The organism is Cellulomonas sp. JH27-2 (genome assembly GCF_014837175.1).
In the GTDB taxonomy this organism is placed as follows: Bacteria; Actinomycetota; Actinomycetes; order Actinomycetales; family Cellulomonadaceae; genus Cellulomonas.
On sequence record NZ_JACYFR010000004.1, the window covers coordinates 34,952 to 48,401 of the forward strand.

The following is a 13,450-nucleotide window of genomic DNA, read 5'->3' on the forward strand; positions in this document are numbered from 1 at the left end:
AGGATCGTCATGTCCGCAGGACCCCTGCGTCGCCGCTGGCTCGCCGCCGCCGGCGCCACCGCAGCACTCGCGCTCGTCGTCACCGGCTGCACGTCCAACACCCCCGACGAGACCCCGTCGGACACGGCGGCGGCCGCTCAGCCGGGCGCCACGTCCGACAACGACGCCCCGGGCGACAAGGTCGTCATCGGGTTCTCCGCACCCGCCGCCGACCACGGCTGGATGGGCGCCATCACGAAGAGCGCCGTCGCGGAGGCGGGCAAGTTCTCCGACGTGGAGCTCAAGCAGGCCGAGGGCACCAACGACGTCAACGTGCAGATCAGCCAGATCGAGCAGTTCATCAACGACAAGGTCGACGCGATCGTCCTGCTGCCGTTCGACGGGGCCGCGCTCACCGAGGTCGCGAGCAAGGCCATGAAGGCCGGCATCGTCGTCGTGAACGTGGACCGCGAGTTCTCCGACCCGAACGCCGCGCGGACCACCGTGCTGGGCGACAACTACGGCATGGGTGTGAGCGCCGGGCAGTACATCTGCGACCAGCTGGGCGGCAAGAGCGATGCCAAGGTCGCGGAGATCGCCGGCATCGACTCGCTGCCGCTGACGCAGGACCGCAGCAAGGGCTTCGCCGACGCGCTCGGGCAGTGTGGGCTCAAGGTCTCCAACCGCGTCGCCGCGGACTTCACGGTCCAGGGCGGCAACGCGGCAGCGGCGAGCCTGCTGCAGGCGGCGCCCAAGCTCGACGCGATCTGGAACCACGACGACGACCAGGGCGTCGGCGTCCTCGCCGCCATCAAGGACGCGGGCCGCGACGAGTTCTTCATGGTCGGTGGTGCGGGGTCCAAGAACGTCATGGACGCCATCAAGGCCGACAACACCGTCCTGAAGGCGACCGTCATCTACCCGTCCACGCAGGCGGCCGACGGCATCCGGCTGGCCCGGCTGCTCGTGCAGGGCAAGGCGATGAGCGACCTCGTCGAGGTCGAGGTGCCGCGCAAGGTGCAGCTGTACGCGCCGGTCGTCACCAAGGCCAACGTCGACCAGTACCTGCCCACGGCCTTCGAGTCCTGACGTCGACCGGGCGGGTCGGTGCAGCCCGGCGACCCGCCCGGTCCGGACCCGAGGAGGGCCCGTGCCTCAAGCACCCACCGACCGCCCACGCCTGGGCGTGGGGATGGTCGGCTACGCGTTCATGGGCGTCGCCCACTCCCAGGCCTGGCGCAACGCCCCGCGGTTCTTCGACCTGCCGATGTCCGTCGACATGGCCGTCGTCGCGGGCCGGAACGAGGAGGCGGTCCGGGCGGCGGCCGCCACCCTCGGTTGGCGCGACGTCGAGACCGACTGGAAGGCGCTCGTGCACCGCGACGACGTCGACCTCGTCGACGTCTGCACGCCCGGGGACGCGCACGCCGACATCGCGATCGCCGCGCTGCGCGCCGGCAAGCACGTGCTGTGCGAGAAGCCGCTGGCCAACTCCGTGGCGGAGGCCGAGGCGATGGTCGCGGCCGCCGAGCAGGCGCCCGGGGCGGCGATGGTCGGGTTCACCTATCGGCGCGTGCCGGCGATCCAGCTGGCGCGCCGGCTCGTGGCCGACGGGCGGATCGGCACCGTGCGGCACGTCCGGGCGCAGTACCTGCAGGACTGGATCGCGGACCCCACCGTGCCGCTGTCCTGGCGCCTCGACCGGCAGCGGGCCGGGTCCGGAGCGCTCGGCGACATCGGGGCGCACATCGTCGACCTCGCGCAGTTCGTCACGGGCGAGCAGGTGACGGGCGTGTCCGCGGTCCTGGAGACGTTCGTGCACGAACGGCCGGTGGCCGACTCGTTCACGGGGCTGTCCGGCTCCGCCTCGGGCGACCGGACGGGCCCGGTGACCGTGGACGATGCGGCGATCTTCCTGGGTCGCATGTCCGGCGGCGGCCTGGCGACGTTCGAGGCGACCCGCTTCGCGTACGGGCGCAAGAACGCCATCCGCCTGGAGATCAACGGGTCGGCGGGTTCGCTCGCGTTCGACTTCGAGGACATGAACGTGCTGCACCTGTTCGACGCGACCGAACCGGCGGCGACCGCCGGCTTCCGCCGCATCGTCGTCACGGAGCCCGAGCACCCGTACGTCGGGGCGTGGTGGCCGGCGGGTCACGGGCTCGGGTACGAGCACGCGTTCACCCACCAGGTCGTGGACCTCGTCGGCGGCATCGCCTCCGGCACGGCGCCCGAGCCGACGTTCGCGGACGGACTGCAGGTGCAGCGCGTCCTGGACGCGGTCGAGCGCTCGTCGGCTGCACAGTCCGTCTGGACACCGACCGCCCCCACGCGTTCGACGAAGGAGAGCTGACCATGGCACGACCGATCACGCTGTTCACCGGCCAGTGGGCGGACCTACCGTTCGAGGAGGTCGCCCGGCTGGCCGCGGGGTGGGGGTACGACGGGCTGGAGATCGCCTGCTGGGGCGACCACCTCGACCCGTGGCGCTGGGACGACGAGGAGTACGTGGCCTCGCGCCGCGAGATCCTCGACCGGCACGGCCTGCAGGTCTGGGCGATCTCCAACCACCTCAAGGGCCAGGCGGTGTGCGACGACCCCATCGACCAGCGCCACCGCGACATGCTGCCCGACGTGGTGTGGGGCGACGGCGACCCGGAGGGGGTCCGCGGCCGGGCGGCCGAGGAGATGAAGCACACCGCGCGGCTGGCCGCGAAGCTGGGCGTCAAGACCGTCGTCGGGTTCACGGGCTCGAGCATCTGGAAGTACGTCGCGATGTTCCCGCCGGTCTCGCAGGAGGCGGTCGACGCGGGCTACGAGGACTTCGCGCGGCGCTGGAACCCGATCCTCGACGTGTTCGACGAGGTGGGGGTGCAGTTCGCGCACGAGGTCCACCCGAGCGAGATCGCCTACGACTACTGGACCACGGTGCGCACGCTCGAGGCGATCGGGCACCGCGAGTCGTTCGGGCTCAACTGGGACCCGAGCCACTTCATCTGGCAGGACCTCGACCCCGTCGACTTCATCGGCGACTTCGCGGACCGGATCTACCACGTCGACTGCAAGGACGTGAAGCTGCGGCTCGGCAACGGACGCAACGGGCGGCTCTCCTCGCACCTGGCGTGGGCGGACCAGCACCGCGGGTGGGACTTCGTCTCCACCGGGCGCGGCGACGTGCCGTGGGAGGCGTCGTTCCGCGCGCTGAACGCGATCGGGTACGACGGCCCGATCTCGGTGGAGTGGGAGGACGCGGGGATGGACAGGCTCCTGGGCGCGCCGGAGGCGCTGGAGTTCGTGCGGCGGAACGCGTTCGCGCCGCCGGCGGCCGCGTTCGACGCGGCCTTCAGCTCGCGGTGAAGGTCGGGCCGGCCGCGTCTTGAGGGGGACGCGGCCGGTCCGACGTGCCCATACTGGCGACATGATCTCGCTGAGCAGTGCCCGTGCCCTGCGGGACTCTGGCCTGCGCTGGACGCCGACGTCGGGTGACCGGTTCGTGATGCTCCAGGTGGGCATGGAGGACGACGTCTTCACGATCAGCGAGATGACGATCGAGGCCCACCAGTTCCCCACCGGCACGGTGCTGGGCTTCAACGGCACCACGGAGTGGGCGCTCGACTCCGTGGCGCAGGAGGACGCGCTGTGGCTCCCGCGCGAGGACCAGCTGCGCGAGCTGCTCGGGGGCGCCTTCCGGTCGCTCGCTCGATCCACCGACGGCCGCTACCAGGTCCTCGCCGAGCTGCCGGGCCGCCCCGAGCAGCTCTTCACCGCGGTCCAGGCCACCGAGGCGTACGCGCAGGCGCTCCTGGCGCTCATCCGGGCTGCGGTCGACGCCTGACGCCCGGCCGCGGGCCCCGCGACGTCCCGACTAGACTGCCAACCATGTCCTCCCTTTCCCGCGACGAGGTCGCGCGTGTGGCGGGGCTGGCCCGGATCGACCTGACGGACGCCGAGCTCGACCGCCTCGCGGGTGAGCTCGACGTGATCGTCGAGTCGATCGCGCGCGTGAGCGAGATCGCCACGCCCGAGGTGCCGGCCACCAGCCACCCCCTGCCGTTGTCCAACGTGTTCCGCGCCGACGAGCCCGTGGCGGGAGTCGACCGCGACGCCGTGCTGGCCGCAGCCCCGGCAGCCGAGGACGGCAAGTTCCTCGTCCCGCAGATCCTGGGGGAGGAGGCATGAGCGACCTCACGCGCCTGTCCGCCGCCGCGCTCGCCGACGCGCTGACGTCGGGCGAGGCGTCCAGCGTCGAGGCGACGCAGGCACACCTGGACCGGATCGCCGCCGTCGACCCGGCCGTGCACGCGTTCCTGCACGTCAGCGGCGAGCAGGCGTTGGCCACCGCGGCCGACGTGGATGCCCGCCGGGCGTCCGGCGAGGAGCTGCACCCGCTGGCCGGCGTGCCGATCGCCGTCAAGGACGTCGTGGTCACGCAGGGTCTGCCGACGACGGCGGGCTCGAAGATCCTCGAGGGCTGGGTGCCGCCGTACGACGCGACCCTCGTCGAGCGGATCAAGGCCGCGGGCCTGCCCATCCTGGGCAAGACCAACATGGACGAGTTCGCGATGGGCTCGTCGACCGAGCACTCCGCCTACGGCAACACGCACAACCCGTGGGACCTGGACCGGATCCCGGGCGGTTCCGGCGGCGGCTCGGCCGCAGCGGTCGCCGCGTACGAGGCCCCGCTGGCCATCGGCACCGACACCGGCGGTTCCATCCGCCAGCCTGCGGCCGTCACCGGCACGGTCGGCGTCAAGCCGACGTACGGCGGTGTCTCGCGCTACGGCCTCATCGCCATGGCGAGCAGCCTGGACCAGGCCGGCCCCGTCACGCGCACCGTGCTGGACAGCGCGCTGCTGCACGAGCTCATCGGCGGCCACGACCCGCGTGACTCGACGAGCCTGGCCGAGCCGCTGCCCGACCTGGTGGGCGCCGCCCGCCTGGGGGCGACCGGCGACCTGAGCGGCGTGCGGGTCGGGGTCATCACCGAGCTGCAGGGCGAGGGCTACCAGTCCGGCGTGCAGGCGCGGTTCGACGAGTCGCTCGAGCTGCTGCGCCGGGCCGGCGCGGAGATCGTCGAGGTCTCCTGCCCGCACTTCACGTACGCGCTGGCCGCGTACTACCTGATCATGCCGGCGGAGGCCTCCAGCAACCTGGCCAAGTTCGACGGCATGCGCTTCGGCCTGCGCGTCATCCCCGAGGACAACCCCACCGCAGAGCGCGTCATGTCCGCGACCCGCGGCCAGGGCTTCGGTGACGAGGTCAAGCGCCGCGTCATCCTCGGCACCTACGCGCTGTCGGCGGGGTACTACGACGCCTACTACGGCTCGGCCCAGAAGGTCCGCACGCTGATCCAGCGCGACTTCGCTGCCGCGTTCGAGAAGGCGGACGTCCTCGTCTCCCCGACGGCGCCGACGACGGCGTTCAAGCTGGGCGAGAAGCTGGACGACCCGCTGGCGATGTACCTCAACGACGTCGCCACGATCCCCGCCAACCTGGCGGGCGTGCCGGGGCTGTCGCTGCCGAGCGGCCTGTCGGACGACGGGCTGCCCGTCGGCTTCCAGGTGCTGGCACCGGCCAAGGCCGACGACCGCCTGTACCGCGTCGGTGCCGCGCTCGAGGCGCTGCTGGAGAACGAGTGGGGCGGTCCGCTGCTGACGCGCGCCCCGGAGCTGGAGACCCGATGAGCGCGCTGGTGGACCTGGTCGACTACGACGAGGCCGTGTCCCGGTTCGACCCCGTGATCGGCATCGAGGTGCACGTCGAGCTCGGCACGCGCACCAAGATGTTCGACGGCGCACCCGCCGGCTTCGGCGAGGAGGCCAACACCTCGGTGACGCCGGTGTCGCTCGGCCTGCCCGGCGCGCTGCCCGTCGTGAACGAGAAGGCGGTCGAGTACGCGATCCGCATCGGGCTGGCGCTCAACTGCTCGATCGCGGAGAGCTGCCGGTTCGCGCGCAAGAACTACTTCTACCCGGACGTCCCCAAGAACTTCCAGACGTCGCAGTACGACGAGCCCATCGCGTACGACGGCTGGGTGGACGTCGAGCTCGAGGACGGCACGGTGTTCCGCGTCGACATCGAGCGTGCGCACATGGAGGAGGACGCCGGCAAGAACACGCACGTCGGCGGTGCGACCGGTCGCATTCAGGGCGCCGAGTACTCGCTGGTCGACTACAACCGTGCCGGCATCCCGCTCGTCGAGATCGTCACGCGGCCCATCCTGGGCGCCGGCGAGCGCGCGCCGGAGGTGGCGCGCGCCTACGTGCAGACGCTGCGTGACCTGTTCCGGGCGCTCGAGGTCTCCGAGGCGCGCATGGAGCGGGGCAACGTCCGCGCGGACGTCAACGTCTCGCTGCGGCCGACGTCCGCGGACCCCCTCGGCACCCGGACCGAGACCAAGAACGTCAACTCGTTCCGGTCGGTCGAGCGGTCGGTGCGCTACGAGATCAGCCGGCAGGCCGCCGTGCTGGACTCCGGTGCGACCGTCACGCAGGAGACGCGGCACTGGCACGAGGACACCGGCACGACGACGTCGGGTCGCCTGAAGTCCGACGCCGAGGACTACCGCTACTTCCCGGAGCCGGACCTCGCACCCATCGTCCCGGACCGGGCGTGGGTCGAGGAGATCCGCGCCGCGCTGCCGGAGCTGCCCGCCGCGCGTCGTCGTCGGCTGCAGGGGGAGTGGGGCTACGCCGACGCCGAGATGCGCGACGTGGTCAACGCCGGCGCGGTCGAGCTCATCGAGGCGACGGTCGCAGCGGGGGCGTCGCCCGCCGCCGCGCGCAAGTGGTGGATGGGCGAGCTCGCCCGTACGGCCAAGGAGCAGGACGTCGAGCTGGCGGACCTGCCCATCACCCCGGCCCAGATCGGGGAGCTGCAGGCACTCGTCGACGCCGGCCGCATCAACGACAAGCTCGCCCGTCAGGTGCTGGCCGGCGTGCTCGCGGGAGAGGGCGACCCGGAGGCCGTCGTCGTCGCGCGTGGCCTGGAGGTCGTGTCCGACGACGGCCCGCTGCTGGCCGCCATCGACGAGGCCCTGGCCGCCCAGCCGGACGTGGCCGAGAAGATCCGCTCGGGCAACCTCGGTCCGGTCGGCGCCATCATCGGCGCCGTCATGAAGGCGACCCGCGGTCAGGCCGACGCCGGCCGCGTCCGCGAGCTGGTGCTGGAGCGCGTCCAGGCCTGAGTGACCGGCGCCGAGCGCGCCCCTTCGTCGTCGAGCGCACCCGTTGCAGCGGGTGCGCTCGACGCGTCTCGGGCGCGCTCGCGGTGGGTGTCAGCGGGGGAGGTACTTCTCCTGGGCGCGCAGGTACGACTCGCCGTCGAAGTCCGGCAGGAGCGACGCTTGCACGATGTAGCTCTGCACCGCCGCGACGAAGAGCACCGCCTGCTCCGCGCCCAGCGCGTCGGCCTCGTCGGCGGCTCGCCCGTGCTCGCGCTGCTGCCACCGTGAGACGTACCGCCCGACGACGGTCCGCAGCCGGCTGACCACCGAGCCCGCGAGCTCGCGGACCGTGGGGTCGGTGACGGCCTCGCCCCAGAGCTGGAGCATCACGCTCGGTGAACCGAGCTCGCGCTGCATGCCCTCGACCAGCATGCGCGGGAGCGCCGACGGCGCCGGCATCGGGTCCAGCGAGGCCAGGTGCTCGACGTCGGCGACCCTCGTGTCGATGATGCGGGTGGCCACCTCCATGACGAGCGCTTCCTTGCTGGGGAAGTGGCCGTAGATCGCTCCTGCCGAGAGTCCTGCCTCGCTGATGATCTCCGCCATCGACGTGGCGTGGAAGCCCTTGCGCCGGAACGCGCGCAGGGCAGCGTCGGCGATCTCCTGCCGGCGCGCGATCCGGTACTCCTCGGTGACCTTGGGCACACGGCAGCATAAAAACGAACGAACGTTCTTGACAACTTCCCGGCACGGGCGGAGCCTGGTAACAGAACGAACATTCGGTTTACAAGGAGTTCTGTCATGACTGTCCAGCCGCACACCCCGTGGCGCCGCCTCGTCGGCCTGGGCGCAGCCCTCGCCGCCGTGGTCACGCTCATCGCCCTCGCGTTCCTGTGGCCGAGCGCCGCGTCCGACGCCCATGACCTCCCGCTCGCCGTCGCCGGGCCGGCCACCGCGACGGCCCCGGTCGAGCAGGGGCTCGAGCAGCGCGCGCCCGGCACGTTCGACGTCGTCGAGGTCGCCGACCGGGGTGCCGCCGAGCACCTCGTCCTCTCGCGCGACGTCTACGGCGCGATCGTTCTGGGTGACCAGCCCGAGATCCTCACGGCGACCGCCTCGAGCTCCGTCGTCGCCCAACAGCTCGCGGCGCTGTCGCCGGTCCTGGCCCAGCAGCTCTCCGAGGTGACCGGCACGGACGTGAGCGTGCCGGTCACCGACCTCGTCCCCCTCGCGGCCGGCGACCCGCGCGGGACGATCCTCGGGCTCGTCACGTTGCCCATCGTCATCGGCGGCATGATCGGCGGCATCGGCATCTCGTTGCTCGTCGTCGGGGTGTGGCGCCGCGTCGCAGCCGCCGGCGTCTACGCGGCCGTCGGTGGACTGGCGGTGGCCGGCGTCCTGCAGGGCCTGTTCGGCGCACTCCAGGGCAGCTACCTCGTCAACGCGGGCATCATCGCCCTGACCCTCGCCGGCATCGCGAGCGTGATCATCGGGTTCGTCTCGATCGTCGGCCGCGCCGGCATCGCCATCGGCCCCGTCCTGTTCCTGCTCGTGGCCAACCCGCTGGCCTCGACCGCCGCGCCCTGGCAGATGCTGCCGGCGCCATGGGGGCAGATCGGTCAGTGGTTCCCGCCGGGCGCGGCCGCCGCGCTGCTGCGCGACCACTCCTACTTCCCGCAGGCCTCGACGGCCTCGCTGTGGCTGGCACTGGTGGGCTGGGTGGTCCTGGGCCTGGTGCTCTCGACCGTCGGGCACTTCCGCAACACGGGTGGCGCGACCGCCGGCGCCATCGAGGAGGCGGAGGAGGCCGAGGGCATCGAGGTCGGCGACCCGAAGGCCGCGTTCGCCTGACCGGCGACCGGGCTCGGAGTGGGGCCACGGCGCGCGTGAGACACGGCGGTAACGTCGTCGCCACACGCGCGCCGTACCGTCCGTGGGGACGCGAGAGGAGACGTCGATGGACAAGCCGACGTTGCAGGGCGAGATGATCACCCTGCGCCCCATCCGACCCGACGACGCGGACGCGATGTGGGAGATGCTGGCCGACCCCGAGGGCAAGCGGCAGACCGGGACGACGGCCACGTTCACCCGCGAGAGCATCGCCGCCTGGTGCGCGAGCCGCGCCTCCGCGAAGGGCCGCTACGACTTCGCGGTGACGGCCAACGGTGACGACTCGTTCCGCGGCGAGATCGTGCTGAACGAGGTCGACGAGGGCCGGCGCTGCGCCAACCTGCGGCTGTCGATGGGGCCGACCTACCGGGGCCGTGGCTACGGCACCGAGGGGATCCAGCTGGTGCTGGGGTTCGCGTTCGACGGCATCGGGCTGCACCGGGTGGAGCTGGACGTGCTGAGCATCAACGCCCGGGCCAAGTCCCTCTACGAGAACCTCGGGTTCCGCGTCGAGGGTCGCAAGCGCGACGCCTACCGCGACGGGGACGGGTACTGCGATGCCATCGTCATGGCGATCCTGGAGGACGAGTACCGCGCCGGTCAGCTGGGCTGACCGGCGCGGGTCGATCGGGTGCGGAAGGCGATCACCGCAGCCAGGAGTGCTTGCGCACGGCGGGAAGGTTGGCCCACCACTTGCCCAGGCCCCACGTGTCACCGGCGAACGTGAGGGCGGCGATGATCAGCACCAGCGCGTAGATGACGTGGTAGTCGATCAGCGGGTTGGTCGAGCCCTGCTGCAAGGGCCACTCGGCCAGCCACATCATGGCCATGATGAGTGAGCCGGCCACGGCCGAGACGCGCAGGCCGATGCCGAGCATCACCGCCGCGCCCACACCCAGCATGCCGAGCATGAACAGCCAGTCGGTCAGCGGGCTGGCCATGTTGGCGAACACGTCCTTGAACGGGCCGATCGCGGCGAACTTCATGAATCCCTGGCTGGGCTGCCCGCCGTCGATCCAGGACAGGGTCGGCGAGCCCTCGGTGACGGCGGCGCCCGTGCTGTAGTGCAGTCCGAACGTCTTGTCGAGGAACGCCCACAGGAAGATGAACCCGGTGGCGAGACGCGCGATCGCCAGGGCGGTGCGGGCGCGGCCCGAGGTGACGATCGCGGGCTCGGTGCGTACAGCGGCGGTGCTGGTCGTGGGATCTGCGAGGGCGGTCATGATCGGACTCTCCGTGTGAAGGTCGGTCGCCGTGCTCGGCGCCGTAGTCACACTCTCGTCCCGGTGCGAGCGGATGTTCCGGGACGTTCGTCCCCACTTCTTCACACCGTCTTCACGAGCGCTCAGCCGCGTGCCGCGTGGTACGCCTCCAGGGTGGCCTCACGCTCACGGGCGTGGTCGACGATGCGGTCGGGGTAGTCGGCAGGCGCCTCGAGACCGAGCCGCCACGGTTGGTGCACGGCTCGGCCGGGGATGCCGCGGAGCTCCGGGACCCACCGGCGCACGTACGTGCCGTCGGGGTCGAACTTCTCGCCCTGCAGCACGGGGTTGAACACGCGGAAGTACGGTGCGGCGTCGCGGCCCGTCCCGGCCACCCACTGCCAGTTCAGCTGGTTCTGCGGTACGTCGCCGTCGACGAGCCACGCCATGAAGTGGTCCGCGCCGCGCTGCCAACGGATGTGCAGGTCCTTGACCAGGAACGACGCGACCACCATGCGCACCCGGTTGTGCATCCAGCCGGTCGCGCGCAGCTGCCGCATGCCCGCATCGACCAGCGGGTAGCCCGTCCGTCCCGTCGCCCACGCCTCGAAGGCGGCGTCCGCGCCCGGTCCGTCGGCCCACGCGTCGTCCGGCACCACGGCTCGCAGCGAGCGCCTCGTCGCCCCGGGGTGGTGCCACAGCACGTCGGCGTGGAACTCGCGCCAGGCCAGCTCGGAACGGAACGTCGCCGCAGACGCGCCCCGGTCGTGGGCGAGGTCGGCCAGCAGGGTGCGGGGATGGACCTCGCCGTACTTGAGCGGGATCGACATCGACGACGTCCCGTCCACGTCGGGACGGTCACGGTCGGTGCCGTAGTCGCCCAACGCATCGGCGACAAAGGTGTGCCACCGCTCGCGCGCCGCACGCTCGCCGGCGCGCGGAAGTTCGACGCCCGTGTCCGGGGCGTCGGGCAGTGGGTCGGAGCGGATGCCGGCCCACGGGACCGAACGTGGGCGGGGGGCCGGCGCCGACCACCCGTGGTCCAACCACGCCCGACGGAACGGGGTGAACACCTGGAACGGCGAGCCCGCGCCCGTCGTCAGCAGACCGGGGCCGACGGCGTAGGGGGAACCCGTGGGCACGAGCTCGACGCCCGCGTCGTCGAGCGCCGCGCCGACGGCCTCGTCGCGTCGTCGGCCGAATGGCTCGGTGGCCGCGGTCACGTGCACGGACGACGCGGCGACCTCGCGGGCGAGGTGCGGGACGACCTCCGCCGGGTGACCCCGTCGCACGACGAGGCGGCCGCCCAGCTCGTCGTCGAGCGCCCGCAGGCTCGCCGCGAGGTACGCCAGCCGCGGGGCGCCTGCAGACGACCACAGGGCGGGGTCGACGACGAAGAGCGCGACCACGTCGCCCTCGTCGGCCCGCGCCCGCTCCACGGCGGCGACCAGGGCGGGGTTGTCCGCGAGCCGCAGGTCGCGGCGGAACCAGTGCACGCTCGTCACCGGGCCACGCTAGGTCCCGTCGGCGTCCGCGGCGACCCGCCGACCTGGGTGGACACTGGCGCACACGGCAGGGACCGGCCACGATGGCCTCATGGCAGACGGGGACGAATCGGGCGTCTCGCGCGGCCGGCGACGCGGCGACGGAGCCGACGACGCGGCGGGCGCCGGTGGGCTCACCACGGCCGACGCGCCCGTCGTCCCCCGTGACCACGCGTTCTTCGGGCACCCGCTGGGCCTCTTCACGCTGTTCGGCACGGAGCTGTGGGAGCGGTTCAGCTACTACGGCATGCGGGCCATCCTGCTGCTGTACCTGACGGACACCGCGGCCAACGGTGGCCTCGGGATCGACGAGACGACCGGGCTGGCGATCTACTCGGCCTACGGCGCGTCGGTCTACCTGGTCTCGGTGCTCGGGGGCTGGCTCGCCGACCGCATGATCGGCGCGCGGCGCTCGGTCCTGTACGGCGGCGTCGTCATCGCGGCCGGGCACGTCTTCCTCTCGATCCCCGGCGCGGGCTTCTCGTTCACGGGCATCGTGCTGGTGGCCCTGGGAACCGGTCTGCTCAAACCCAACGTCTCCTCGATGGTGGGGGAGCTGTACTCGCGCGAGGACCAGCGTCGCGACTCGGCGTTCTCGATCTTCTACATGGGCATCAACATCGGCTCGCTCGCGGCACCGTTCGTGGTGGGCGCGGTGCGCGAGCGCTGGGGCTACCACGCCGGGTTCGCGGTCGCCGCCGTCGGCATGGCGCTCGCGCTCGTCGTCTTCATCCTGGGGCGCAACCTGCTGGGTACGGCCGGGGTGCGGCCGCCCAACCCGATGACCGCGGCCGACCGCGGTCCCGTCACGCGCCTGGTGGTCGGGGTCGCCGTCGGCTGCCTCGCCGCGGTCGCGCTCGCGTGGGCGATCCAGGGGGACTTCAGCGCGGACACGTTCGTCGACGCGCTGTCCTACATCGCGCTCGCGGCGCCCGTCGCGACGTTCTGGGTCATGTTCCGGTCAGCGAAGGTGACGGCGCCGGAGCGCTCCCGGCTGCGGGCGTACATCCCCCTGTTCGTCGCGGCGATGCTCTTCTGGATGATCTTCGAGCAGGCCGGCGGCACGTTGACCACGTTCGCGGAGGACAGCACCGACCGGACGATCGGTGGCATCACCATCTCCACGGTCTTCTACCAGTCGCTCAACCCGGCGTTCATCATCCTGCTCGCGCCGGTGTTCGCCTGGATCTGGCTGAAGCTGGACGACCGACCGCCCACCGCGGTCAAGTTCGCCATCGGGCTGACGCTGGTCGCGCTCAGCTTCGTGTTCCTCGGTGGCGCCGCATGGCAGGCCGGCGACGGGAAGTCCCCGTGGTGGGTGCTCGTCGTCGTCTACCTCGTGCAGACGCTCGGCGAGCTGTGCCTGTCGCCCGTCGGTCTCGCGGCGACCACGCTGCTGGCGCCCAAGGCCTTCCGCGGGCAGGCGATGGCCCTGTGGTTCCTCGCGACGAGCGCGGGGAACGCGATCACGGCCCAGCTGGTGCAGGCCACGGCGGACGTCGGCGACGCCGCGTACTTCGGTGGGATCGGTGTGGTGACGCTCGTCTTCGCGCTCGTGATGTTCGCGCTCGCCCCCTGGGTGAGCCGGCACATCCGGGAGGGTGCGGAGAGCGGCGGCGACGAGGCGCTCAAGGGCTGACGCGCACGTGTGGGTGGCCGGTGCCAGGCTG

The 13,450-nt window shown here is 72.0% G+C and carries 13 protein-coding genes; 10 read left to right on the top strand and 3 right to left on the bottom strand.

From position 1 onward, the window contains the following. Nucleotides 1-9: 9 nt before the first annotated feature. The 7 genes from IC607_RS12945 to gatB all read left to right on the top strand — a co-directional run bounded on the left by IC607_RS12945 (nucleotide 10) and on the right by gatB (nucleotide 7,165). The gene (locus tag IC607_RS12945) at nucleotides 10-1,068 is read left to right on the top strand and encodes a substrate-binding domain-containing protein (protein WP_191787828.1); all 1,059 of its coding nucleotides are present in this window, start codon (nucleotides 10-12) and stop codon (nucleotides 1,066-1,068) included. 103 nt (nucleotides 1,069-1,171) lie between these two features. Beyond that, nucleotides 1,172-2,332: a Gfo/Idh/MocA family protein gene (locus tag IC607_RS12950; RefSeq protein WP_191788098.1), complete on the top strand. Its 1,161-nt coding sequence runs from the start codon at nucleotides 1,172-1,174 to the stop codon at nucleotides 2,330-2,332. A 2-nt stretch (nucleotides 2,333-2,334) separates the two neighbouring features. After that, the gene (locus tag IC607_RS12955; protein ID WP_191787829.1) at nucleotides 2,335-3,336 is read left to right on the top strand and encodes a sugar phosphate isomerase/epimerase; all 1,002 of its coding nucleotides are present in this window, start codon (nucleotides 2,335-2,337) and stop codon (nucleotides 3,334-3,336) included. A 61-nt stretch (nucleotides 3,337-3,397) separates the two neighbouring features. Further along, nucleotides 3,398-3,814: a pilus assembly protein CpaE gene (locus tag IC607_RS12960; protein WP_191787830.1), complete on the top strand. Its 417-nt coding sequence runs from the start codon at nucleotides 3,398-3,400 to the stop codon at nucleotides 3,812-3,814. A 44-nt stretch (nucleotides 3,815-3,858) separates the two neighbouring features. Next, a complete protein-coding gene (gatC, locus tag IC607_RS12965) occupies nucleotides 3,859-4,158 on the top strand; it encodes an Asp-tRNA(Asn)/Glu-tRNA(Gln) amidotransferase subunit GatC (RefSeq protein WP_191787831.1) in 300 nt (99 codons plus the stop codon). Further along, entirely contained in the window at nucleotides 4,155-5,663 is a 1,509-nt protein-coding gene (gene gatA, locus IC607_RS12970; protein WP_191787832.1) for an Asp-tRNA(Asn)/Glu-tRNA(Gln) amidotransferase subunit GatA, read from the top strand. Before gatC ends, gatA begins: the two co-directional genes overlap by 4 nt. After that, a complete protein-coding gene (gene gatB, locus IC607_RS12975; RefSeq protein WP_191787833.1) occupies nucleotides 5,660-7,165 on the top strand; it encodes an Asp-tRNA(Asn)/Glu-tRNA(Gln) amidotransferase subunit GatB in 1,506 nt (501 codons plus the stop codon). Before gatA ends, gatB begins: the two co-directional genes overlap by 4 nt. A gap of 90 nt (nucleotides 7,166-7,255) precedes the next feature. Here gatB and IC607_RS12980 read toward each other — a convergent pair whose 3' ends face one another. Next, nucleotides 7,256-7,849, bottom strand: a complete 594-nt coding sequence (locus IC607_RS12980) for a TetR/AcrR family transcriptional regulator (RefSeq protein ID WP_191787834.1) — start codon at nucleotides 7,847-7,849, stop codon at nucleotides 7,256-7,258. 96 nt (nucleotides 7,850-7,945) lie between these two features. On the opposite strand from IC607_RS12980, the gene IC607_RS12985 reads away from it, so the two are divergent. Continuing rightward, the gene (locus IC607_RS12985; RefSeq protein ID WP_191787835.1) at nucleotides 7,946-8,995 is read left to right on the top strand and encodes a hypothetical protein; all 1,050 of its coding nucleotides are present in this window, start codon (nucleotides 7,946-7,948) and stop codon (nucleotides 8,993-8,995) included. 106 nt (nucleotides 8,996-9,101) lie between these two features. After that, nucleotides 9,102-9,647 (top strand): GNAT family N-acetyltransferase, encoded by a 546-nt coding sequence (locus tag IC607_RS12990; RefSeq protein ID WP_191787836.1) that lies wholly within the window; start codon nucleotides 9,102-9,104, stop codon nucleotides 9,645-9,647. Between the two features lie 31 nt (nucleotides 9,648-9,678). Here IC607_RS12990 and IC607_RS12995 read toward each other — a convergent pair whose 3' ends face one another. Together IC607_RS12995 and IC607_RS13000 are read right to left on the bottom strand one after the other, a co-directional pair. Further along, on the bottom strand, nucleotides 9,679-10,257 hold the full coding sequence (locus tag IC607_RS12995; protein ID WP_191787837.1) for a DoxX family protein: 579 nt from the start codon (nucleotides 10,255-10,257) through the stop codon (nucleotides 9,679-9,681). 122 nt (nucleotides 10,258-10,379) lie between these two features. Next, nucleotides 10,380-11,741 (bottom strand): deoxyribodipyrimidine photo-lyase, encoded by a 1,362-nt coding sequence (locus tag IC607_RS13000; protein WP_191787838.1) that lies wholly within the window; start codon nucleotides 11,739-11,741, stop codon nucleotides 10,380-10,382. A gap of 91 nt (nucleotides 11,742-11,832) precedes the next feature. Between IC607_RS13000 and IC607_RS13005 the strand changes: the two genes are divergently transcribed. Then, nucleotides 11,833-13,419, top strand: a complete 1,587-nt coding sequence (locus IC607_RS13005; protein WP_191787839.1) for a peptide MFS transporter — start codon at nucleotides 11,833-11,835, stop codon at nucleotides 13,417-13,419. The last annotated feature ends 31 nt before the right edge of the window (nucleotides 13,420-13,450 follow it).